Annotated in this window: 26 protein-coding genes; 22 read left to right on the plus strand and 4 right to left on the minus strand. The window is 44.3% G+C overall.

Annotation, left to right across the window (positions count from 1 at the left end):
* Nucleotides 1–246 precede the first annotated feature (246 nt).
* From acnA to CEF21_RS12280, 7 genes are all read left to right on the plus strand, one after another.
* Nucleotides 247–2,973, plus strand: coding sequence for an aconitate hydratase AcnA (acnA, locus tag CEF21_RS12250; RefSeq protein WP_123916742.1), 2,727 nt, complete (start codon nucleotides 247–249; stop codon nucleotides 2,971–2,973).
* A 122-nt stretch (nucleotides 2,974–3,095) separates the two neighbouring features.
* Nucleotides 3,096–3,602: a TlpA family protein disulfide reductase gene (locus CEF21_RS12255; protein WP_164462172.1), complete on the plus strand. Its 507-nt coding sequence runs from the start codon at nucleotides 3,096–3,098 to the stop codon at nucleotides 3,600–3,602.
* Nucleotides 3,603–3,666: 64 nt separating this feature from the next.
* A complete protein-coding gene (locus CEF21_RS12260) occupies nucleotides 3,667–3,792 on the plus strand; it encodes an FbpB family small basic protein (RefSeq protein ID WP_346773353.1) in 126 nt (41 codons plus the stop codon).
* A gap of 53 nt (nucleotides 3,793–3,845) precedes the next feature.
* Nucleotides 3,846–3,989 carry an acid-soluble spore protein N gene (locus tag CEF21_RS12265; RefSeq protein ID WP_123916746.1) on the plus strand — a complete coding sequence of 48 codons (144 nt, stop codon included), beginning with the start codon at nucleotides 3,846–3,848 and terminating at the stop codon, nucleotides 3,987–3,989.
* A gap of 20 nt (nucleotides 3,990–4,009) precedes the next feature.
* Nucleotides 4,010–4,246 (plus strand): small acid-soluble spore protein Tlp, encoded by a 237-nt coding sequence (tlp, locus tag CEF21_RS12270; protein WP_123916748.1) that lies wholly within the window; start codon nucleotides 4,010–4,012, stop codon nucleotides 4,244–4,246.
* A 269-nt stretch (nucleotides 4,247–4,515) separates the two neighbouring features.
* Complete coding sequence (locus CEF21_RS12275; protein WP_123916750.1) at nucleotides 4,516–4,941, plus strand: acyl-CoA thioesterase; 426 nt, start codon at nucleotides 4,516–4,518, stop codon at nucleotides 4,939–4,941.
* Entirely contained in the window at nucleotides 4,941–5,243 is a 303-nt protein-coding gene (locus CEF21_RS12280) for a hypothetical protein (RefSeq protein WP_123916752.1), read from the plus strand. The genes CEF21_RS12275 and CEF21_RS12280 overlap by 1 nt, the downstream gene beginning before the upstream one ends.
* Before the next feature lie 12 nt (nucleotides 5,244–5,255).
* On the opposite strand, the gene CEF21_RS12285 is transcribed toward CEF21_RS12280, so the two are convergent.
* Nucleotides 5,256–5,555 carry a HesB/YadR/YfhF family protein gene (locus tag CEF21_RS12285; RefSeq protein ID WP_123916754.1) on the minus strand — a complete coding sequence of 100 codons (300 nt, stop codon included), beginning with the start codon at nucleotides 5,553–5,555 and terminating at the stop codon, nucleotides 5,256–5,258.
* A 331-nt stretch (nucleotides 5,556–5,886) separates the two neighbouring features.
* Between CEF21_RS12285 and CEF21_RS12290 the strand changes: the two genes are divergently transcribed.
* The 7 genes from CEF21_RS12290 (at nucleotide 5,887) to CEF21_RS12320 (ending at nucleotide 11,082) form a co-directional block, all read left to right on the plus strand.
* Nucleotides 5,887–6,690, plus strand: coding sequence for a DUF4397 domain-containing protein (locus CEF21_RS12290; RefSeq protein WP_241156666.1), 804 nt, complete (start codon nucleotides 5,887–5,889; stop codon nucleotides 6,688–6,690).
* Nucleotides 6,665–7,285 (plus strand): class F sortase, encoded by a 621-nt coding sequence (locus CEF21_RS12295; protein ID WP_123916756.1) that lies wholly within the window; start codon nucleotides 6,665–6,667, stop codon nucleotides 7,283–7,285. The genes CEF21_RS12290 and CEF21_RS12295 overlap by 26 nt, the downstream gene beginning before the upstream one ends.
* A gap of 303 nt (nucleotides 7,286–7,588) precedes the next feature.
* Nucleotides 7,589–7,939 (plus strand): lmo0954 family membrane protein, encoded by a 351-nt coding sequence (locus CEF21_RS12300; protein WP_123916758.1) that lies wholly within the window; start codon nucleotides 7,589–7,591, stop codon nucleotides 7,937–7,939.
* 18 nt (nucleotides 7,940–7,957) lie between these two features.
* The gene (locus CEF21_RS12305; RefSeq protein ID WP_123916760.1) at nucleotides 7,958–8,605 is read left to right on the plus strand and encodes a PspA/IM30 family protein; all 648 of its coding nucleotides are present in this window, start codon (nucleotides 7,958–7,960) and stop codon (nucleotides 8,603–8,605) included.
* A 31-nt stretch (nucleotides 8,606–8,636) separates the two neighbouring features.
* Nucleotides 8,637–9,404, plus strand: coding sequence for a cell wall-active antibiotics response protein LiaF (gene liaF, locus CEF21_RS12310; RefSeq protein WP_241156667.1), 768 nt, complete (start codon nucleotides 8,637–8,639; stop codon nucleotides 9,402–9,404).
* Nucleotides 9,401–10,453, plus strand: coding sequence for a sensor histidine kinase (locus CEF21_RS12315; protein ID WP_123916762.1), 1,053 nt, complete (start codon nucleotides 9,401–9,403; stop codon nucleotides 10,451–10,453). Before liaF ends, CEF21_RS12315 begins: the two co-directional genes overlap by 4 nt.
* Complete coding sequence (locus CEF21_RS12320; RefSeq protein WP_123916764.1) at nucleotides 10,450–11,082, plus strand: response regulator transcription factor; 633 nt, start codon at nucleotides 10,450–10,452, stop codon at nucleotides 11,080–11,082. Before CEF21_RS12315 ends, CEF21_RS12320 begins: the two co-directional genes overlap by 4 nt.
* Nucleotides 11,083–11,105: 23 nt before the next feature.
* Here the strand turns inward: CEF21_RS12320 and CEF21_RS12325 are convergent, their stop codons facing one another.
* Nucleotides 11,106–12,221, minus strand: coding sequence for a CapA family protein (locus tag CEF21_RS12325; protein WP_164462173.1), 1,116 nt, complete (start codon nucleotides 12,219–12,221; stop codon nucleotides 11,106–11,108).
* A 102-nt stretch (nucleotides 12,222–12,323) separates the two neighbouring features.
* Nucleotides 12,324–12,917: a glycerol-3-phosphate 1-O-acyltransferase PlsY gene (plsY, locus tag CEF21_RS12330; RefSeq protein ID WP_123916768.1), complete on the minus strand. Its 594-nt coding sequence runs from the start codon at nucleotides 12,915–12,917 to the stop codon at nucleotides 12,324–12,326.
* Nucleotides 12,918–13,069: 152 nt separating this feature from the next.
* Here plsY and CEF21_RS12335 point away from each other — a divergent pair, with 152 nt between their 5' ends.
* The 4 genes from CEF21_RS12335 (at nucleotide 13,070) to CEF21_RS12350 (ending at nucleotide 18,730) form a co-directional block, all read left to right on the plus strand.
* Nucleotides 13,070–13,480, plus strand: coding sequence for a CoA-binding protein (locus CEF21_RS12335; protein WP_123916770.1), 411 nt, complete (start codon nucleotides 13,070–13,072; stop codon nucleotides 13,478–13,480).
* A gap of 349 nt (nucleotides 13,481–13,829) precedes the next feature.
* On the plus strand, nucleotides 13,830–15,794 hold the full coding sequence (gene parE, locus CEF21_RS12340; RefSeq protein ID WP_123916772.1) for a DNA topoisomerase IV subunit B: 1,965 nt from the start codon (nucleotides 13,830–13,832) through the stop codon (nucleotides 15,792–15,794).
* Nucleotides 15,795–15,797: 3 nt separating this feature from the next.
* Nucleotides 15,798–18,230, plus strand: coding sequence for a DNA topoisomerase IV subunit A (gene parC / locus CEF21_RS12345; RefSeq protein ID WP_123916774.1), 2,433 nt, complete (start codon nucleotides 15,798–15,800; stop codon nucleotides 18,228–18,230).
* A gap of 110 nt (nucleotides 18,231–18,340) precedes the next feature.
* Nucleotides 18,341–18,730 carry a DUF1499 domain-containing protein gene (locus tag CEF21_RS12350; RefSeq protein ID WP_123916776.1) on the plus strand — a complete coding sequence of 130 codons (390 nt, stop codon included), beginning with the start codon at nucleotides 18,341–18,343 and terminating at the stop codon, nucleotides 18,728–18,730.
* Between the two features lie 149 nt (nucleotides 18,731–18,879).
* Here CEF21_RS12350 and CEF21_RS12355 read toward each other — a convergent pair whose 3' ends face one another.
* Nucleotides 18,880–19,206 carry a hypothetical protein gene (locus tag CEF21_RS12355; protein WP_123916778.1) on the minus strand — a complete coding sequence of 109 codons (327 nt, stop codon included), beginning with the start codon at nucleotides 19,204–19,206 and terminating at the stop codon, nucleotides 18,880–18,882.
* A 148-nt stretch (nucleotides 19,207–19,354) separates the two neighbouring features.
* On the opposite strand from CEF21_RS12355, the gene CEF21_RS12360 reads away from it, so the two are divergent.
* The 4 genes from CEF21_RS12360 (at nucleotide 19,355) to trhO (ending at nucleotide 23,399) form a co-directional block, all read left to right on the plus strand.
* Entirely contained in the window at nucleotides 19,355–20,770 is a 1,416-nt protein-coding gene (locus CEF21_RS12360) for an alanine/glycine:cation symporter family protein (protein ID WP_123916780.1), read from the plus strand.
* Nucleotides 20,771–20,880: 110 nt separating this feature from the next.
* Nucleotides 20,881–21,513 (plus strand): ABC transporter ATP-binding protein, encoded by a 633-nt coding sequence (locus CEF21_RS12365; protein ID WP_123916782.1) that lies wholly within the window; start codon nucleotides 20,881–20,883, stop codon nucleotides 21,511–21,513.
* Nucleotides 21,503–22,297: an ABC transporter permease gene (locus tag CEF21_RS12370; RefSeq protein ID WP_123916784.1), complete on the plus strand. Its 795-nt coding sequence runs from the start codon at nucleotides 21,503–21,505 to the stop codon at nucleotides 22,295–22,297. Before CEF21_RS12365 ends, CEF21_RS12370 begins: the two co-directional genes overlap by 11 nt.
* Nucleotides 22,298–22,424: 127 nt before the next feature.
* Entirely contained in the window at nucleotides 22,425–23,399 is a 975-nt protein-coding gene (gene trhO, locus CEF21_RS12375; protein ID WP_123916786.1) for an oxygen-dependent tRNA uridine(34) hydroxylase TrhO, read from the plus strand.
* The last annotated feature ends 59 nt before the right edge of the window (nucleotides 23,400–23,458 follow it).

Here is a 23,458-nt window from a genome sequence, read left to right on the forward strand (position 1 = left end):
CCAATTTTGTCTCATATCTCCCTAATAGAGAAGGATCATTCCATCGGAAATAACCGAAAAGATTTTTTTATATTAAAAAAATAAAGAATAATGACATCTATAAGAAAACCTTATAATCTTCAATAACATCATTGATATTTACTTATGTATAAAGTTGTATTAAGATTGAATTGTGAAGTTTGCGGCGGTTCAGCGTAACCGTTTTCGACACGTTTAGTCGATACCAGCTTTAAGGGGGAGTAACACATGACGGAACAGCAGCAGTTGAATAATCAAGACGTTTTTCAAGCACGCAAAACCTTTGACTTAAAAGGAAAAACCTATCATTACTACTCTTTGAAAGCGCTTGAAGACGCAGGGATCGGGCAAGTTACAAAATTGCCATATTCCATTAAAGTTCTTCTTGAATCTGTCTTAAGACAAGTAGACGGACATGTGATTAAAAAAGAGCATGTTGAAAACCTTGCTAAATGGGGAACAAGCGAACAAAAGGATATTGATGTACCATTTAAGCCTTCCCGTGTCATTCTTCAGGATTTCACCGGAGTGCCTGCGGTGGTGGATTTGGCTTCTCTGCGCAAAGCGATGGCTGATATGGGCGGAGATCCGGATAAGATCAACCCTGAAATTACCGTTGATCTGGTCATTGACCATTCTGTTCAAGTGGATAAAGCAGGAACAGACGATTCTCTTCAATTCAATATGGAGCTTGAATTCCAGCGGAATGCAGAGCGCTACAAATTCTTGAGCTGGGCTAAAAAAGCATTTGATAATTACCGCGCTGTACCGCCGGCAACAGGTATCGTCCATCAGGTAAACCTTGAGTATCTGGCAAACGTTGTCCACGCGGCAGAAAAAGATTCGGAAACCGTCGCTTATCCGGATTCCTTAGTTGGTACGGATTCCCATACAACGATGATTAACGGAATCGGTGTCCTTGGATGGGGTGTAGGCGGAATTGAGGCAGAAGCAGGGATGCTTGGCCAGCCATCTTATTTCCCAGTGCCTGAAGTAATTGGTGTCAAATTAACCGGCAAATTGCCTTCAGGAACAACGGCAACGGATTTGGCCCTTAAAGTGACACAAGTTCTTCGCCAAAAAGGTGTGGTAGGGAAATTCGTAGAATTCTACGGACCGGGTGTACCGGAACTTCCGCTTGCTGACCGTGCGACGATTGCAAATATGGCACCGGAATACGGCGCAACTTGCGGATTCTTCCCGGTTGACGGAGAAACGCTTAACTATCTTCGCTTGACAGGCCGCGACGAAGATCAAATTGACTTGGTTGAAACGTATTCCAAAGAAAATGATCTTTTCTATACACCTGATAAAGCAGATCCGATTTTCACGGATGTAGTGGAAATTGATCTTGGGGGAATTGAAGCGAATCTTTCCGGTCCGAAACGTCCGCAGGATTTGATTCCTCTATCTGAAATGAAAGACACGTTCCATTCCCAGCTGTCTGCTCCTTTCGGCAACCAGGGCTTCGGACTGGATGCAAAAGACTTGGATAAAGAAGTAACAGTCCAGCTTGCAACAGGGGAAGAAACTCTAATGAAAACAGGCGCAATTGCGATTGCCGCTATTACAAGCTGTACAAATACGTCCAATCCGTATGTATTAATTGGAGCGGGTCTCGTTGCGAAAAAAGCTGTCGAAAAAGGACTGCAGGTGCCGGCGTATGTAAAAACTTCTCTAGCACCGGGATCAAAGGTTGTTACAGGATACCTGAACAATTCCGGTCTGATGCCTTATCTGGAGCAGCTTGGATTTAACACGGTCGGCTACGGCTGCACAACCTGCATCGGAAATTCAGGACCGCTTGCCGAAGAAATTGAAAAAGCAGTCGCTGATTCTGATCTTCTGATTACATCTGTTCTTTCCGGTAACCGTAACTTTGAAGGGCGGATCCATCCGCTAGTGAAAGGAAACTATTTGGCGTCACCGCCGCTCGTAGTGGCCTATGCACTCGCAGGTACGGTTAACGTTGACCTGAAAAACGATTCTTTAGGAAAAGACAAAGATGGAAACGATGTGTTCTTCCAGGATATTTGGCCTTCTTCTGAAGAAATCAAAGAAGTGGTATCAAGAACCGTGACGCCGGAGCTATTCCGTAAAGAATATGACCGCGTATTTGATGATAATGCACGCTGGAATGAAATCGAAACAACGGATGAATCACAGTATGTATGGGATGAAAATTCAACCTACATTCAGGCTCCGACGTTCTTCGAAGGAATGTCTAAAGAACCAGGAACGGTTAAGCCTCTAACTGCACTTAGAGTAGTGGGCAAGTTCGGAGACTCTGTTACAACCGACCACATTTCACCTGCAGGTTCCATCGGCAAAGATACTCCGGCTGGACGCTACCTACAGGAAAAAGGCGTTTCTCCAAGAGACTTCAATTCCTACGGTTCCCGCCGCGGAAACCATGAAGTGATGATGCGCGGAACGTTTGCGAATATCCGGATCCGCAACCAGATTGCTCCGGGTACAGAAGGCGGCTATACAACTTACTGGCCGACAGGCGAAGTCACATCCATTTATGATGCATGTATGAAATACAAGCAGGATGGAACCGGACTGATGGTAATCGGAGGCAAGGATTACGGAATGGGAAGCTCCCGTGACTGGGCAGCGAAAGGAACAACTCTTCTTGGTATTAAAACAGTCATCGCAGAAAGCTATGAGCGTATCCACAGAAGCAACCTTGTCCTAATGGGTGTTCTTCCTCTCCAATTTAAAGATGGAGACAGCGCTGAATCTCTTGGATTGTCAGGCAAGGAAGTATTTGAAGTATCCATCGGAGAATCAGTAAAACCTCGTGACCATGTAAAAGTTCGCGCGACTGATGAAAACGGCAGCTCCATTGAATTTGAAGCATTGGTTCGTTTTGACAGTGAAGTGGAAATCGACTATTACCGTCACGGCGGAATTCTGCCAATGGTCCTTCGGGATAAACTAAAAGCTTAATCTTAAAAAAGGCAGCCCATGGCTGTCTTTTTTGCTGTTCATCTTGTCCTTTTTCTGGTTTTTAAAGTAAAATGTACGCATACATATTAATGAGAAACCGGATAAAGAGGAGAATAGCCATTATGAAACGGAATGCAGCGCTAATCATCCTGGCAGCATTGGCTGCGGTCATGATCTGGCAAATTTTATGGCCGAAAGTGCCGCCAGTGGGGATTGAAGAAGGAAAAACAGCACCTGATTTCACCCTGCCTTTGATTGATGGCGGAACGGCAAAGCTGTCAGATTTGAAAGGGAAAAAGGTAATTATAAATTTCTGGGCGACATGGTGTCCGCCATGCAAAAAAGAAATTCCGGATTTGAAGACAGTGGCAGCGGCCAATCAAAAAGATTTGGTGATTCTGGCTGTTAACTATACCGTCTCTGAAGCAAACGAACGGACTGTGAAAAAATTTGTTCAAGACCAAAACATGAAATTTCCCGTTCTGATGGATCCGGAAGCAGACGTCTTGAGCCAATATAAAGTGTTCAGCTACCCAACCACTTTTTTTCTGGACGAAAAGGGCGTTATTCAAAAAGTGAAAAGAAGCATGGTAAGCCGGGCCGAACTTGAAAAATTTGCAGATTCTTGACCCTTTAGTATGAGCTCCGTATTTATTGGCTATACTGTCGCTAATACATATGGAGGTGTGGCTTTTGAGGAAAATCAAAAAGCTGTCATTCGAAGAACTGGTGATGGAAAACAAAAAAGAATTGCTAAAAGACACCGCTTTTCTGGATAAAATTGAAGATAAGATTGAACAGCGCTTTACAGAAAAATAAATTCATGAAAATGCCTTCTGCCGGAAAAGATAAGTCCGGAAGGAGGCTTTTTTATGACCAATTCCAATGATAAACAAAGTCATTTCACCCCGAACCATATTGGCACGAAATCCAGAGGATTCGGCGGAAACAAGGGCAAAAAGATGCAGGATAAATCCCATCAGCATGCCCAGGTAATTCAAACCAAAGGTGAATAACAATACGGAGGGTGAAAACAATGGGATACAAATCCAATCCGGATGACCGTTCAGATAATGTAGAAAAGCTGCAGGATATGGTACAGAACACCATTGAAAATATCGAGAAAGCACATGATTCCCTGGCGATGGCAAATGAAAAAGACCGCCGCGATATCGAAGAAAAGAACAGGCGCAGAGAAGATTCGATTGCCGCGATGAGAGCGGAAATTCAGGACGAAGCGCATGCTCGCGAAAATGGGTATGAAACAAACTGAATGAAAGGGACCTTCTGAAAGGTCTCATTTAGTCAAAACAGGGAGACGCGTTCTGAGCGTTTCCCTATTTTTGTTGACCGATTCCGCTTGGCAGAGACAGGTGTAATCCGACCCGACAGACGAACATCCAAAGGAAATAATACGGTCAAAGCATTTTTTTACTAAATAAACAATGTTCTAAATGCACATCGATTGCCTTTTTTTGTTCAAGAGTAACAGCCATGATAAAATAATAAGGCAATCAGTCAGCAGCAGTGAGGAGAGAAAACATGTTTACATCAAAAACCGAAGTAGAAGTACGATATGCAGAAACGGATCAAATGGGAATCGTTTATCATGCCAATTATTTAGTCTGGATGGAGATCGGCCGCACAAAGCTTATCGAGGATTTAGGATTTTCCTATGCATCGATGGAAGAAGAAGGGGTTCTTTCTCCGGTTATCGATTTAACCATTGAATATAAGAAGCCTTTGAAGTACGGACAAAAGGCAGTGATACATACATCGGTTTTGGAATACAGCGGAGTAAAAGTGGTTTACGGATACGAAATGTACACACCGGATGGAGAACTTGCTGTAAAAGCCGCTTCATCGCATGTATGCGTGAAAAAAGATTCGTTCAGACCCATCCATATTAGAAAATTCTTTCCGGAATGGGATAAAGCCTACAAAGAGGCTCTTAAAAGTGAGAGCTAATGGCATTTGGAATCAATAAAAAGGAACTGAAGAGCTGGAAGGAAGCTGTATCAAGAAAAGAGATCGCTTTTTTGACTCATTTTTGGTATGATGACCGGTTTCCGAACTCCCATTCAGTGACGAAGGCCGGGTGCGGGGATTTAGAAAAGCTTGCGGAATGGGGAAAACAATTTGGGCTGCAAGAAGAGTGGATTGACCGCAGAAGCGGCTATCCTCATTTTGATTTAATGGGGAGCGTTCAAATAAAGGTATTAAAACATTACGGAATGAACGATACCATCAAAAAATTTAAATTGGAATGAAAAAGCCGCAGATCAGTCTGCGGCTTTTTCATAGTCAAAAACAGGTTCGTTATGTTCAGTATCAAAATCAACAATCAAATCATTTCCGTCGAAATACCACAAATCCCGTTCGCTGACGAAAAAGTCAATTCCTCTAAGCTCTGCGGATGCACCTGCATCTTCTTTTTCTTCTTTAGTTACTCCAAGACTAAAGCCTTTCTGGATGGTGCTTGAACCGCCGTAGCGGACAAAGAACCGGACGGAGTCTCCAGCCTGTAAACGCAGTTCATCCTGGTACCATTTAGCTGCTTCTTCATTCACTTTGATTTTCATGCCAGCACTCCTTTTTATAAGATTTCTTTATTATAAGCTAATTTTGAGCAGCGTGCCTACTCCTACCTGTTTCTTTCATCAATCTGCTAAACCAAATCCTGTTTAAATGGACCATTTTGCTGATTCATTCAGTAAAATCTATCTAAAAAAACCATGTTCTAAATAATCAACGCACAAAAAATAAATTGGAATTAATCGGAATGTGCTGTCAAAGCATGTTGGCTTTTGACTAAATGTATAAGTATCGTATAAGATTTGTTTATAAAATATAGAAGGGAGGGCCGTTCAGACGTATAGTTCCGAATTACAACAAAAAAAGGAGAGATTCCAGTTGAAGAAATTAGCGATGATGTTTATTGTCATGGTATTCGCACTAATGGGAACATCTGTATTGGCAGCAGAATCAGAAAATGCAATGGTTCGGATTGTACATGCTTCTCCTGATGCACCGGCAGTTGATGTTACAGTGGATGGAAACACAGTGGTGGAAGGTGCAAAATTTAAGGATGCGACGAACTTTATGCCTGTACCTGCTGGAGAACACAAAGTAGAAATTTATGCAGCAGGCACTGTAAAAGAAGGCAAACCTGTTATCTCAGCTAATCTGTCTGTAGAAGCGGGTAAAATGTACACAGCTGCCGCTATCAATACACTTGATAATTTAGAATTAAAAGTTTTGAATGATGACACAATGGTGGCGGAAGGCAAATCGAAGATCCGTGTTGGCCATTTCTCACCTGATGCACCTGCAGTAGATGTTGCTGTGAAAGGCGGAGATGTTCTTTTCCCTGGAGCAGAATTTAAAGGCGTAACAGATTATAAGGAAGTGGATCCCGGAAGCTATGATCTTGAGGTTAGACCAGCAGGAACGATGGATTCCGTTCTTGACCTTTCAGGAACAGAACTAAAAGAAAACATGACGTACACGGTTCTTGCAGTCGGATTTGCTAAAAATGACCCGGCGCTTGACGCAATTGTTCTTGCAGATCCAATGATGCCAGCCGGAATGCCGAAGACCGGAATGGGCGGAACTTCTGAAACATCTGAAAACGCTGCACCATGGGCCGTTCTTGCCGCCGCCGCCGCAGGTTTAGGAGCTCTTGCTGTTTATGGCAGGAAAAAACGCGCTCAGTAGCATCATGGTTCTTCTCTTCCTGGCTGGATGCAGCGGAGCACAGGAAAAAGAAGATATGGTGGCTCAGCCGGTCAAAAGCATACCGGCTGAAACTGAATCTTTGAAGGCTTCCTCAAGCTCTCAAGCACCTGCTCGAAAGCCTGAGGAAGGCTTAACACCAGAAACCTTAATCATTCCTGCACTGGGAATTGAAACAAAGGTCGAAAAAGCAGGTCTTCTAAATGATGGAACCATGGATGTTCCAAAGAATGATCAGCATACAGCATGGTACAAGCAGGGGGCACGCCCTGGAGAACAAGGCAATGCAGTGATCGCAGGGCACGTGGATAATAAAACGGGGCCTGCCGTATTTTTCAATTTAAAAAAACTGAAAACCGGTGATGAAGTAATCATCTTGGATGAAAAAGGGGAGAAGCGGACCTTTTTAGTGGAAAAGGCTGAATCATATCCTTATGAGCGTGCACCGATTCCAGCCATTTTCGGAGGCGCAAATGAACCAAGGCTTAATCTGATTACATGCACCGGAACGTTTGACAGAAGCAAAAAAACCCATCTTGAACGGCTTGTAGTCTACACAAAACTTAAAAACAGCTAAAGAAAAACCTTCTTCCTGCCGGAAGAAGGTTTTTCTAATTGCGCCGGTTTTTTCAGCAGAAGGACAGGAATCAGCTCTTTTAGCCATATAACAAGAGCCAGAAATAATAGAGTTGACACCTATAAATTGCTAAATAAACTATGTTCTAAATAATCATAATAATAAAAAAAAGAGCGTGATAAAAGCGGTTTAATCAACCCTATATCTCTATAAGCCTCAAGTCTTACAGCAAAATATGGCCCTAGCTCATTATGAAACATTTTCTGAAAAGGTAAGCTAGAAACATGAAAGGAGGAAGATCATATGAAAAAAGCGGGATTAATTTCAGCGGCTATTTTAGCCGGGGTGGTGCTTCTCATCAATACAGGCCACATCATTGGCCTTGCGATCAGTGCAGCCATTATGTACTATGCTTTTAAAAGAATCAAGAAAACCGAATCAACCGGAAAAAAAGTACTGTGGGCCGTAGTCGGATTGATTGCTCTGAGTGCATCAGCATCGAACTTGCCGGCGATCCTCGGTCTTGCTGCTCTCTATGTACTCATTAAAATCTGGAAACATCTGAAAAGTACAAAAAACGAACAGGACACCCGTTCTAACGATCCTTTCGTACATTTTGAAAATCAATGGGCTGAAATGAATAAATCCAAATAAGAAAGGCTGGAAACGGATATGACGAATTTATTGACAAGAATGGCAGATAGCTTGAAAGCTGACTTACATGAGATTCTTAATCAAAAGGAAGAAAAAAATCCAATCGCGATGCTTAATCATTATTTGAGAGAGTGCGAAAAAGAAACGGAAAAGGTCAGAGGGCTCGTCGAAAGACAAATGAAATTAAAAGATGAGTTCCGCCGCGAAATGCAGCTTGCCGGCCAAATGGCTGCGAAGAGAAAGCATCAGGCTCAAGTTGCCGAACAGGCTGGAGAACGTGAGCTGATGGAGTTTGCAAAACGTGAGCAGGCGCAATATTCAGAGCGGGAGCAGCATCTGTCACGCTCTTATGAGGAGACAGCGAAACAGCTGGAGCAGCTGGAACAAAAATATGAAGAAATGAACCATAAATTAAAGGACATGCATGTAAGAAGAATGGAACTGATGGGGAGAGAGAACATCGCGCGGGCTCATGCAAAAATGAACAAGATCCTGCGTCCCTCTGAAGATTCCTTCCACTCGTCCAGCCGCTTTGAAGAAATGGAACAGTATATAGACCGCCTTGAATATCAAGTTCAAACCGATTACTACAGAAGCACGATCGATGCCAAAACAGAAGCTTTGGAAAAAGGATTAAACTTACAAAAAACAAATTCTCCATCCTAAATAAACGTGGTATCCTAAAAAGGCGCAGTACTTGCGTCTTTTTGACAATAAGGAGGCGATCGCCATTTTCAATCAACTAAAAACGGAAACCATCAACCTAGTCCTTCTTATTGGGATCGCCCTTTTAATTCTGGAATTCACGTTTCATGATGGAGGATCTGTTTTTTTTCTGCTGCTGACAATCGGCTGCATTTATTACGGCCGAAAAAAAATGCCAAGTTCAAAAGGGAAGTTTTTATTCTGGGCCGGTATTTTATCGTTCACCTTTACCCTTTTAAATACGTTCGCTTTTAAGTTTCTGATTTTTGCTATGCTTGGCTACGTCATCTACCAGTATTTGAGGAGCCAGAAGAAACCGAGGGTAATTGAACCGGAATTTCCAGCCGGAATGGAGAAGAACTCCGATGAGCCTGTTATAAAGGAAAGGCCGCGATTTCAAAATGTTCTTTTCGGAAATCAGGAGACACCGGATGGAATTTACGAGTGGCAGGATATTGCGATCCAAACAGGAGTCGGAGATACGATTATTGATTTAACCAATACGGTCCTTCCGAAAGGGGAAGCGGTGATCTTTATTCGGGGCTTCATCGGAAATGTTCAAATCCTGCTTCCGTACGATCTGGAAGTTTCTCTGAGGCATTCAGTGGGTGCAGGCGCTGTTGCGTTTCTGGACGAACACGAGTCGAGAAAGGTGAATAAAACGGTTTTCCTTGAAACGGGCGGATTTCAACTTGCAAAGGAAAAAGTGAAGATTTGCACCTCCTTCCTTGTTGGAGACCTTGAGGTGAAACGGAAATGAGGACTCTCGTTCGCTCCATTTTATCAGGCGCAGTCCTTTCTCTTGTTCTTTTTCTGGCTTTATTCAGTGTATGGTTTATGACGTTTCCCCCTGACAACTGGTCCAATTTATGGGAGAGAGAAGTAGGCGATTTGCCGTTTATCTTATTTGCCATGCTGCTTTGCCTATGTATAGGTGCATGCTACGGTCTTTTTTCCGCACTTGGTTTAAAAAGGCAGCTGAAAACATTAAATGGATTCCTTCAGCAGCTTGAAAGCGGAAAACATGCGCATGCTTCCTTCGATAAACAGACGGCTCCCGAATTCCAGGAAATCCGCGAGCGCCTAAGCAGGCTGAATAAGCAGCAAACCGAACAAATTAAAATCTTTCAAAAATCCGCAAGCGAGAAAGCAGAGGATCATGAAAAGCAGGTTCAGGCAATGGTGTCCCTTGAAAGGCAGCGGCTAGCCCGAGAGCTTCATGATTCGGTGAGCCAGCAGCTTTTTGCTGCCTCCATGCTGATGTCGGCCATTAATGAAGGGGAAAGCAGTCCGGAAGTGACAAAAAAACAGCTGAAGCTTACTGAACAAATGATTCAGCAGTCGCAGCTTGAAATGAGAGCCTTGCTATTGCACCTTCGCCCCGCTGCGCTTAAGGGAAAAACACTAAAAGAGGGAATCGAAGAACTTCTCTCCGAGCTCGTACATAAAGTGCCGCTTTCCGTGAACTGGAAGCTGGAAACGTTCATTCTTCCTAAAGGAATTGAAGATCATCTATTTAGAATCCTACAGGAGTCCGTGTCAAACACACTCAGGCATGCCAAAGCCGAACAGCTTGATGTTCTGCTGATCAAGAGGGAGCAGCTGGCCATTTTAAGAATCACCGATGATGGTGTGGGATTTAATGTCGAACAGATGAAAGCAGGATCATATGGTTTGCAGAATATTAAAGAGCGGGCAGCAGAGCTTGGCGGGATGGTCAAAATTATCAGTCTTCCGAATAAAGGCACTAAGCTTGAGGTGAGGATTCCGCTGCTCGATCAGGAAACAGGAGAGGGGGAAGCAACATGATCAGGGTCTTATTTGCAGATGATCACGAGATGGTCCGGATTGGTGTGTCATCCTATTTAAATGCCCAGCCTGACATTGAAATTGCCGGTGAGGCAGAGGATGGACAGGAAGCATATGAGCTGGCTTTAAAGATCAGGCCGGACATCATTCTAATGGACCTTGTGATGAAAGAAATGGATGGAATAGAAGCCACACGGAAAATCATCGGGGAATGGCCGGAGGCGAAAATTATCATTGTGACCAGTTTCCTTGATGATGAAAAAGTATATCCCGCACTCCAGGCAGGCGCAGCAAGCTATATGCTAAAAACGTCAAAAGCCAGTGAAATCGCGAGAGCCATTCGCGAAACCCACAAAGGCCAGTCTATTTTGGAGCCTGAAGTCACCGGGAAAATGATGCAGCGGATGAGGCATCCTAATCCATCAGCACTCCATGATGAGCTGACCGGGCGGGAAATGGAAATTCTTCTTCTGATGGCCCAGGGAAAGTCCAATCAGGAAATGGCAGATGAACTATTCATCGCTCTAAAAACAGTTAAAGTACATGTCAGCAGCATATTAAGCAAACTCGAAGTTCATGACCGGACCCAGGCTGTTATTTACGCCTTTAAAAATGGTCTTGTTACATAAAAAATGAGCCCCTTTTATGAGGCTCATTTTTTGCTTTTTAATGAAGACAAGACGTGGCGGCTAGTCGTACGGGCAAGGCTCTCGTTCACGTTTTTCAATAAATGTACCCGGTAATGCTTCTTCCCTGTATGGGTCACGATGGTGGGGGTGAAGGATGGCGTTCCGACGCGAACTGAAACCGATGTTCCTGTAGCTGTTTTCGTAAATGGAATCTGCACAATTCCCCCAATGTCTTTATAGTTTCCCTCCTGTCCTGAAAGGAAGTTCCCCAGCGAGTACAGGACCAGTGTTTCCCTTCCGTTCTCCCCGCGGATCCGCTCCATCGGCTGCAGAACATGCGGATGATGTCCGATGACTACATCGGCTCCTGCATCTGCAAGAAAATGGGCAAGCTGTTTCTGCTCCTCGTTCGGATAGCGCTGATACTCCGTTCCCCAATGGACACTGACAATGGCAAAGTCCGCTATTTTTTTGATTTCCTTAATTTCTTCTTCCATCTTTCGATAGTCAATCAAATTAACAAGAAAGCGCTTACTTTTCGGGACTGGAATTCCATTCGTTCCATATGTATAGCCGAGAAAACCGAATCGGATGCCGTTTCGATTTATCACTCGCGGAGTCAGAGAATCCCTGTTGCTTTTATAGGCTCCTACATAGACGATGCCTTTTTTCTCATAAAATTGAATCGCGTTTACAATTCCTTTTTCTCCGCGGTCAAGAGCATGGTTATTCGCCATATTTACGATATCAATTCCAGCATGGATGAGAGCTTCTCCTGCTTCATAAGGGGAATTGAAGGAAGGATAAGAAGAAACCCTAAGAGAAGAGCCTCCAAGGATTGATTCCTGATTGATATAAGAAAGATCGGCTTTTTCGAAAAGGGGCCGGACTTCCTCAAGCATCGGGTCAAAATTATATGTGGAAGGACCGGTGGCAGCATCCTCATAAAGCTGACTGTGAATCAGATAATCTCCCGCTGAAGAGAGAAGGGCCGTTCCTTCAAATGATTTATAGGAAAGGGAGAACTCGCGGAGTGGCTGGTCTTCTGTATGACCCGCATTTTTCTCTTCTCGATTCGTACAGGAGATCAGGCAGACAGCCATAAGAGTCATCAAACTGATTGGCAGCATTTTTTTCATCGCTTCATCCCCCGTTAAATAAATTGGTGATTCATCCTGTATCATAGCGGAACTTTGCCAAAAAAGAAAACAGCTGCCCCGGAAAGGACAGCCTCGTTTTCATTAAACGGCTTTTTTCCCAAACCGCACCTTCGGCTCCGTTCCATTCCGGATACGGCCGATGTTCGCGCGGTGCCTGTAAATGACGAAGATCGTCATTAAACTCGTAACAGCAATCAGCCAGCCATTTCCGAGAAAAAGGGAAAACACGACAGCATATACACCTGACAGCATAGAAGAAAGGGACACATATTTCGTCACGAGCAGCAGGATGAAAAAGAACGCAAGCATCGTAATAAATAAAAGAGGGGCATAAAATAAAAGAACTCCGCCCGAGGTTGCAACTGCTTTTCCGCCTTTAAACCTCGCAAACACAGGATACATGTGGCCGACAACTGCAAATATTCCGGCAAGCAGCGGGTGGAAGTCACTTCCAAACCACAGCGGGACGGAGGCTGCCGCTGTCCCTTTTAAAATATCTGATAATGTAACGATGATTCCCGCTTTTACCCCAAGCGTTCTAAATGAATTGGTCCCTCCGAGATTTCCGCTTCCGTGTTCCCGGATATCAATTCCGTAACCAGCCTTTCCAACAATTAAACCTGATGGAATGGATCCAAGCAAATAAGCAATAATGATAATAGCCGCAATAATCATGAACGTCCTTACTCCTTTATATCCAGCAATCTTATTTATAGTTTATCATGACAGGACCCATTCAACTAGCATCCTGATAAAATCTTCTTCAGCTCCGAAATTTGCTTAATCGCCTTAATTTTCTATACAATAAAGAAAAGGAGTGATCTGCTATGATCGAAAATCCCTCGAGAGACGAAATCAGAGACATTTTAAAACAGAGCAAACGGATAGCGGTTGTAGGGCTTTCATCTGATCCGAACCGGACGTCCTATATGGTCAGCCAGGCGATGCAGCAGGCGGGCTATGAGATTATCCCTGTTAATCCTACGATTGATGAGGCTCTTGGAGTAAAGGCGGTTCCGGATTTGAAAAGCATTGAGGGACCTATTGATATTGTCAACGTATTCAGAAGATCCGAATTCCTCCCGGAAGTTGCGGAGGATTTCCTACAAACGGATGCAGCCGTATTCTGGTCCCAGCTGGGGGTAGCACATGAAGAGACCTTTCATATGCTGAAAGATAAAGGCTATACGGTCATTATGGACCGGTGCATAAAAGTAGAACACGCGATGACAAAATAGAGCGGCAGTCCAGCCCTCCTGTATCAGGAGCGGCCTTCTTTGCATCCCTTTCCCCGCATGTATACCATGTAATCCCTCTCACAAAGGCCCCTTTTTGTCTGCTTTTTAAAGAAAAATCAGCACTTCTTACAAATTTAGGTTTGCGAAATACAGCGGAAAAGATAAAATAGTGCTTGGACACATTCCTTTCATGAAAATTTTTCTAATTTAAGAAAGGGATGAATTGAGCGTTCGTTTACAGCTGATCAGACGATATCTTGTCTTATTGAGCGGTTATACGATACAATATAGAAACACACGTTCTCATAAAGTGATTTGGATAGTGGATGGTTGAAAGGAGTACAAGTCTTTGGTTAAGCAGCAATTTGATTACAATGATGATTCGATACAAGTGCTGGAGGGGCTCGAAGCAGTCCGAAAACGGCCGGGAATGTATATTGGAAGCACGGATACGAGAGGGCTTCATCATCTTGTTTATGAAATCGTAGATAATTCAGTAGATGAAGCACTGGCGGGATACGGGGATGAAATCGTTGTCACGATTCACAAAGACAACAGCATTTCCGTTAAGGATAAAGGGCGCGGAATGCCCACCGGGATGCACAAAATGGGAAAACCGACCCCGGAAATCATTCTGACTGTTCTGCATGCCGGAGGAAAATTCGGGCAGGGAGGATATAAGACGAGCGGAGGACTTCATGGGGTAGGAGCGTCGGTCGTAAACGCTTTATCCGAATGGCTGACCGTAACCATCTGCAGGGACGGGTTTATGTATGAACAGCGATTTGAAAATGGAGGCAAGCCGGTTACGACCCTTGAGAAAAAAGGCAAGACGAACAAAACGGGAACGACGATTCACTTCAAGCCGGACCCTCTCATTTTCAGCGCAACCGTCTATAATTTTGAAACACTGAGCGAGCGGTTAAGGGAATCCGCCTTTTTGCTGAAGGGATTCAAAATTCAGCTCAAAGATGACCGCGATCAGCTGGAGGAAACGTATTTTTATGAAACCGGGATTGAAGCCTTCGTAGAATACCTGAACGAAGAGAAGGACTCCCTCAACCCTGTCGTTTCCTTTGAAGGAACGCAAAACGGGATTGAAGCGGAATTTGCGTTCCAATTCAATGACGGGTATTCCGAGAATATTCTTTCCTTTGTCAACAATGTCAGAACGAAAGACGGCGGCACACATGAGGCGGGAGCGAAAACCGCCATGACGAGAGCGTTTAATGAGTACGCGAGAAAAGCAGGTCTGTTAAAAGAGAAGGATAAAAACCTGGAAGGTTCCGATATCCGGGAAGGTCTTGCTGCCATCGTTTCCGTCCGCATTCCTGAAGAGCTCCTGCAGTTTGAAGGACAGACGAAAGGCAAGCTTGGAACGAGTGAAGCAAGGTCGGCTGTGGACGCTATCGTTTCCGAACATCTTGCTTATTTCCTTGAAGAAAATCCAGAAACAAGCACACTGCTCGTCCGCAAATCCATTAAAGCGTATCAGGCTAGAGAAGCAGCCCGCAAAGCACGCGAGGAGGCAAGAAGCGGCAAAAAAAGAAAGCGCTCTGAAACGTCTCTCAGCGGAAAGCTGACACCTGCGCAATCGAGAAATCCGCAGCGCAATGAGCTGTATCTCGTAGAGGGAGACTCTGCTGGAGGATCTGCCAAGCAGGGGAGAGACCGAAAGTTTCAGGCTGTACTCCCGCTTCGCGGAAAAGTAATCAATACAGAAAAAGCGAAACTTCAGGACATATTTAAAAATGAAGAAATCAATACGATCATTCATGCCATTGGAGGGGGCGTCGGCGCTGAATTCATGGTTGAGGACATCAATTACGATAAAGTGGTCATCATGACGGATGCAGACACGGACGGCGCACATATCCAAGTGCTTCTCCTTACCTTCTTTTACCGCTATATGAAGCCGCTTATTGAAGCAGGAAAAGTGTTTATTGCGCTTCCTCCGCTCTATAAGGTGAGCAAGGGGACAGGAAAGAAGGAAATAGCCGAATACGCATGGTCCGATGAGGAATTAAAAGAGGTCCAGAAGAAAGTCGGCCGCGGAACGATTATTCAGCGCTATAAAGGACTTGGTGAAATGAATGCTGATCAGCTGTGGGAAACGACGATGAATCCTGACACGAGAACCCTGATCCGCGTAAGAATCGACGATGCTGCCAGAGCGGAACGGCGCGTAACCACGCTCATGGGTGACAAAGTGGAACCACGCAGAAAGTGGATTGAACGAAACGTCGCGTTTGGGCTAGATGACGAAAGCAACATTTTGGAAAATGAAAATTTGTCGGTCGCAGAGGAGGAATAATCTATGGCGCAAACAGAAAAATTTCATGACCTGCCATTAGAAGAAGTAATAGGCGACCGTTTCGGACGGTACAGCAAGTACATCATTCAGGACCGGGCCCTTCCCGATGCGAGGGACGGATTGAAACCGGTGCAAAGAAGAATCCTTTATGCGATGTATGCGGAAGGCAACACGCAGGATAAAGGATTCAGGAAATCAGCCAAAACAGTGGGGAATGTAATTGGGAATTATCATCCCCATGGCGATTCCTCTGTTTACGAAGCTATGGTGCGGATGAGTCAGGACTGGAAGGTGCGCAATCTCCTGGTAGAAATGCACGGAAACAACGGCAGTGTGGATGGAGATCCTCCGGCAGCCATGCGTTATACGGAAGCCCGTTTATCCGCTATCGCCTCCGAGCTGCTGCGGGATATCGATAAAGAAACGGTTGAATTCATTCCGAACTTTGATGATACAAGTGCCGAGCCTGTCGTTCTGCCGGCGAAATATCCGAATCTGCTCGTCAATGGCTCCACCGGGATTTCGGCGGGATACGCCACCGAGATCCCTCCGCACCATTTAGGAGAAGTGATTGATGCTGTCATAAAACGGATTGATCATCCAGATTGCACCGTAGATGACCTGATGGAAGTAATAAAAGGTCCGGATTTCCCGACCGGCGGAATTATCCAGGGAATTGACGGGATAAAAAAAGCCTATGAAACCGGCAAAGGGAAAATCATTATCCGCAGCAAAGCGGAAATTGAGAATCTAAAAGGCGGACGCCAGCAAATCGTCATAACGGAAATTCCTTATGAGGTCAATAAAGCAAACCTCGTTAAGAAAATGGATGAATTCCGGATTGAACGAAAAGTCGAGGGAATCTCTGAAGTTCGTGATGAAACAGACCGCACTGGCCTGAGAGTCGTGGTGGAATTGAAGAAGGATGCCAATGCTGAAGGGGTCCTGCATTACCTTTACAAAAACAGCGATCTTCAAATTCCGTATAATTTCAATATGGTCGCCATCTCCGCACGCAGGCCAACGCTCATGACGCTGACTTCCATACTCGATGCCTATATTGCCCATCAGCGCGAAGTCATCACAAACCGGTCGGTATACGAGCTCAGGAAAGCAAAGGAGCGCCATCATATTGTGGAAGGCCTCATTAAGGCGCTGTCCATATTGGATGAAGTGATTTCCGTCATCCGGGGCTCTTCGGATAAACGGAATGCAAAAGAAAACTTAATATCCTCATTCGGTTTTACCGAGCCGCAGGCAGAAGCCATTGTTACGTTGCAGCTTTACCGGTTAACCAATACGGATATAACCGCACTCAGAAATGAAGCGGAAGAGCTCGACCGCAAAATCCTGGAGCTTGAAGCGATCTTGAATAATGAGAAAACTTTATTCAATGTCATTAAAGCAGACTTGAAAAAGCTGAAAAAAACATACCAGGATGAACGCCGGTCTGTCATTGAAGCAGAAATCGAAGAAATCAAAATCAATCTTGAGGTCATGGTGGCTTCTGAAGATGTGATTGTAACCGTAACGAAAGACGGCTACATAAAGAGAACGAGCCAGCGATCCTTCTCTGCATCGAGCGGCCAGGAATTCGGAATGAAAGAAAAAGACAGGCTGATCGCCCAGCTGGAAATGAATACAAAAGATGTTCTCCTCTTGTTCACGAACAAAGGAAGCTATTTGTACTGTCCGGTGCATACCCTGCCGGATATCCGCTGGAAAGATCTTGGCCAGCATATTGCCAATATCATTCCGATTGACCGGGATGAGTCCATCCTGAAGGCGGTTCCGGTGAAAGAATTTACTGAGCATCAATATCTCCTCTTTATCACGAAAAATGGGATGGTCAAGCGAACAGAGCTTACTGCCTACAAGGCGCAGCGTTATTCAAAACCGCTCGTTGCCCTAAATTTAAAAGCAGATGACGAATTGATTGACCTGCATATAACGGACGGCCAGTCTGAGCTGTTCCTTGCTACTCACCTGGGCTATGGACTTTGGTTCGGTGAAGAGGAGGTAAGCCTTGTCGGTGCAAGAGCTGCCGGAGTTAAAGGAATAAGCCTGAAGCCGGGGGATTATGTAATCAGCGGGGATGTTTTCGAAAAAAATACCGCTCCATCGGTATTGATCGTCACCCAGCGGGGAGCCGTAAAACGCATGGACCTTACAGCTGAATTCGACCGCTCATCCAGAGCGAAGCGCGGATTGATCATGCTTAGAGAACTGAAAAAGAATCCGCATCGACTTATTGGTGCAAGTGTAGCACTCAAAGATGTCATGATTTACATCAAAACAGCTAAAGGACAGATTGAATCAGTCCGCTCTAGCTCTTACCGAAACAATGACCGATACAGCAACGGTTCTTTTGCGGTAGATGAGCAGGAAGCAGGCACCGTTACAGAAATATGGACAAATGGCTGGATTACAGAATAATATTGCGAAAGCTTGGGATCTATCCCAGGCTTTTTTATTTTACTGATGGTAAGCGTTTCCGATTCGAAGCGTGAGGGAATAAATAAAACAAATAAAGAGGAGGGAAGAAGATGAACAGAATTCATGCCTGTGAAAAAAACACAAAAAATTGCGTCTCAACATTTAACATCGATCAGCCTCATCAAATAAAGCCTGCAGATTATACTGCATCCGAAACCGAAGCGGTCGGTCTTATGAAAAACCTGATACAATCGATGGAGCGTGCGACCATTGAAGAAGAGGACCATGTGTATCTCCGATGCATATTCCGGACAAAATGGATGAAATTTAAAGATGATGTGGAGATTTGGTTTGATTCAGAAAACAAAAAAGTCCATATTAAATCATCATCAAGAATGGGCTATTCCGACTTCGGGGTAAACAGGAAAAGAGCGGAGCACATTTTGAAAGAATTTAAACAAAAAGAAAAGCAGCACGCTAAAAGTGCCGCTCTCCGTTAAAATTATTTGCTCGAAAATAAATCCATAAACGCATGAACGATTTCATTTCCCTGATAAAACAGCAGTGTCGCAGCTGTCAGAGAAAAACCGGAAACCATAATGGCTCTTAACCAGAACATTCGGAATGCCCCCTTTACATAGATTTTTGCCTATGCTTGATTGCGTCCGAATGTTCGAAAATAGGAGGACTGGTAAAAGACCGCTGTAAGAAAATAATGAAGAAGACTTTTTCTCTTAATCGTGATCATCAGCAAAAAACTGAGGAGCACGATTTGAGTGGCCGTCTGGGAGTCCAGGTTTTCTGCGAATGGCATAAACTTGAACAGCTCTCCATTAAAGGACTCCGCATCATTGATGTGGACGGATGCCTCTTCAATCATTTTGAAAGAAGCAGGATCATGGTGATGAATATGAACGTTTGTCACAAGGAGTGCGGATAGGGTAAACACAAATAAAATGATAAATGAACGAAACACGGCGTCCCATCACCTCCTGATAAACGTATTCTAGCACGATGATGACGGATTGGGAAGAAAAAAACATCTATACAAATCAGATTATTTTGCTATAATAAATGAGTTGTGTCAGGTTTCCTGACATGAAAATACATATTGGAGGATTCACATGAATGTAATTGACGGATTATTTTATGGGTACCTGGATTTGCTGTGGGGCAAATTATTAATCTATATGCTCATCATTATAGGAATATTTTTTACCGTGCGGACAAAGTTCGTTCAGTTTCGCCATTTTGGAGAAATGATCAAACTGCTTGGGGATAAAAACATGACCTCAGGCGAAGGCGGGAAAGGGGTCTCCTCCCTGCAGGCATTCTTTATCAGTGCCGCTTCCAGGGTAGGTACCGGGAACATCGCCGGGGTTGCGATCGCTATCGCACTAGGCGGCCCGGGTGCAGTCTTTTGGATGTGGCTGATTGCTTTGATCGGGATGGCCACTGCTTTTGTTGAGAGTACGCTTGCACAGGTATACAAAGTAAAAGATGGAGACCAATACCGGGGCGGTCCGGCTTATTACATGGAGAGGGCGTTAGGCCAGAGATGGATGGGAATCCTTTTTGCAATTCTGATCACCCTTTGTTTCGGGCTAATCTTTAATGCGGTTCAGGCCAATACCATTTCACTGGCTTTTGAATCAGCCTTTAACGTAAATAAAACCGTTATGGCCATTATTCTCGTAATCATTACTGCTTTTATCATTTTTGGAGGACTTAAACGGATTGTTGCGGCTACACAGCTGATCGTACCAGTAATGGCCGGTCTGTATATTCTAGTCGCTCTGTTCGTTGTCATCGTCAATATAGGGGAAATTCCTGCCGTTATCGGACACATTTTCTCTTCTGCATTCGGTTTTGATTCTGCAGCTGGCGGTGCGATTGGCGCTGCCATGATGCAGGGAATTAAACGGGGACTGTTCTCCAACGAAGCAGGGATGGGGAGCGCGCCGAACGCGGCAGCTACTGCACATGTATCCCACCCCGCTAAACAAGGATTCATCCAGTCACTCGGAGTGTTTTTTGATACGATCATGGTCTGCAGTGCAACAGCATTCATGATTCTTCTTTATGATCTGACTCCAAACGCTGAACTGGAAGGCATCCAGCTGACTCAGGCGGCATTAAGCCATCATATCGGCGGATGGGCTCAAATCTTCGTTGCTGTGAGCATTTTCTTGTTCGCATACAGTTCCATTATCGGAAATTATTATTACGGTGAGACTAATATTGAATTTCTTAACACGAACCGAACTTGGCTTTTTGTATACAGGATAGCGGTTCTCCTGATGGTGATTTTCGGATCCGTTTCAGGCTTCCAGCTCGTGTGGGATCTTGCAGATGCCTTTATGGGGACGATGGCAATTGTCAACCTCGTGGCCATTGTTCTTCTTTCAGGCATTGCCGTGAAAGTGTTGAATCACTATTTAAAGCAGCGCAGAGAGGGAATAGACCCTGTGTTTACAGAAAACTCTGTACCAGGGCTTAAAAACATTGAAGCATGGAATGAAAATAGACTGGATAAGTAAAGACTGGAGAGCGCTGTTAAGATAAAACAGCGCTCTTTTAGTTTACCTTTTGCCCAAGAGTGGAAAAATGGGTAACAAACAGAAAGAGCGGGAAGAAAGAAGGGCACGGTATGTTTATGATTTCAGATCTGATTTACAAAGATATATTATCTATCAAAAAGATGGAGTTTGAAGAAGGCAAAGTAACCAGCATAATTGGTGAGAGCGGCGCAGGAAAGTCAACACTCCTCAAGATGCTGAATATCCTTCTATCGCCTGACAGCGGGACCATCCAATTTAAAGAGCGGGATTTGAAAGATCTAAACTCGATCACCCACAGAAGAGACGTAGTCATGCTCGCACAGCAGCCAGTCATCTTTGAAGGAACCGTTCAAGACAATCTGCAAATAGGCAGAATGCTTTCCGAAAAACAGCCAGTTCCGGAGAGTGAATTAAAAAGCGCGCTTGCATTTGTTAAGCTGGATAAAAAACTCGATCAATCAGCAGAAGATCTGTCAGGAGGAGAGAAACAGCGACTTGCTTTGGCGCGTGTATATTTAATGGAGCCTGAATGCTTTTTGCTGGATGAACCAACCTCTGCACTTGATGAAGGCACGGAAGATGAAATCATCAGAAAATTCCTGGAAGCTGTTAAAGGAAAAACCGTCATCATGGTAACTCATTCAAATGAAATAGCAGAGAAATACAGTGATCGGATCATCACATTAAAAAAGCATATAAAGGACCAAAACCATGAAAGATAATATGATTAATATCGATTTATGGAGACTGATTGCCGCATATGGGTTCATAGTTTTGCTTCTTGCGATTGTAAAACGGAGGGGAATCCGGCGTGAGTGGAAAATTATTATTGCTACCGCCCGGATGTCCGTACAGCTGATTCTCGTAGGATATATTCTCACTTACATATTTGAAAAACCGAATCCCTTTATTTCCATTCTCATTGTCTTCATCATGGAGACGTTTGCTATTATCAATATTTACCGCCAGATCGATGAATATCTATCTAAAAAAATGAAGTCAGTGATCGCCATATCGATGTTCTCCGGCTCGATTGCAAGCCTGCTGTTCTTTAATTTCATCGTGGTTCACTTTGAACCTTGGTATGAGCCCCGCTATTTTATCCCTATAGCGGGTATGATCATCGGTAACTCAATGACCGGCCTTACATTAGGCGTAAAAAATATGACCGAAGGCATGAGGAAGCAAAAGAGCTTTGTTGAAGGGGCACTTATGCTCGGGGCCAAACCGGAGGAAGCAGCCAAATCCATTGTCAATTCTGCTTTTGATTCGGCCATTCTTCCGACATTGAACAACATGCTCGGAATGGGAATCGTGTTTCTGCCGGGTATGATGACCGGACAGATCCTCGCCGGGGCGAGTCCGCTTGTTGCGATTGAATACCAGATTGTTGTTTTGTTAAGCATCACAGGGAGTACGGCTTTATGCGTCATTCTTTTTATCCATCTCGGAACAAAGCTTTTCTTTAACAAAAGAGCCCAGCTCATCTACAAGGAAGAAGAATAGACCTCTAGACTTGCGAAAAGAAAAACACTTGAAATATAGGCAGAAATCCTCTAAAATATATGGTTGCTAAGATAAATTGACCTCGATCATTTATATCTTGTAAATATAAATAGTTAGGTGAGAATACATGTCAAAGAAACCATACAGAGTGCTGCTTTACTACAATTATGTAACAATAGAGGATCCCGAAGCATTTGCGGCTTCCCACTTAGCCTTCTGCAAGGAGCTGGAGCTGAAAGGCCGGATTCTTGTAGCGAACGAAGGAATCAACGGGACGGTTTCCGGTACTGTTGAGCAAACAGAAGCATATATGACTGCCATGAAGGACGATCCCCGTTTTGCCGATATGGTCTTTAAAATCGATGAAGAGGATCAGCATGCGTTCAAAAAGATGCATGTCCGTCCAAAGAAGGAATTGGTGACGCTGCGCCTTGAGGACGATGTTAACCCTAAGGAAGTAACAGGGAAGTACTACAGTCCTAAGGAATTCCGTGAAGCACTTTTGCAGGAAGATACAATCGTGCTTGATGCAAGGAATGATTATGAATATGATTTAGGGCATTTTAGAGGGGCCATTAAGCCTGATATTCAAGCTTTCCGCGAACTTCCTGACTGGATTCGCGAAAACAAAGAAATGCTGGAAGGGAAAAAAATCCTCACTTATTGCACAGGCGGAATCCGCTGTGAGAAGTTTTCCGGTTTCCTCGTCAAAGAAGGATTTGAAGATGTCGCTCAGCTGCATGGCGGGATTGTCTCGTACGGCAAAGACGCTGAGGTACAAGGCGACCTGTGGGACGGACAATGCTATGTTTTTGATGAGCGGATCAGTGTTCCGGTAAACCGCAAAGAGCATGTGATTGTCGGCAAGGATTATTTTACAGGGGAACCATGCGAACGGTACACAAATTGCGCAAATCCTTTTTGCCATAAAAAGATTTTAGCTTCAGAAGAAAACGAAGAAAAGCATTATCGAAGCTGTTCCGAAGAGTGCCTTGTCCACCCGAGAAACCTTTATGTTAAGGAGCATAACCTGAGTGAACAGGATGTTCTCCTAAAACTTGAGGAGCTCAAAGGGGAAAAGACATTGCCGGTAATGAGCTGAATAGATAGAAGGAATACAAAAGCCTGCAGGGATCGAAACCTGCAGGCTTTTTTCTGTTT

This window comes from Bacillus sp. FJAT-42376, from assembly GCF_003816055.1.
GTDB lineage: Bacteria > Bacillota > Bacilli > Bacillales > Bacillaceae > Metabacillus_B.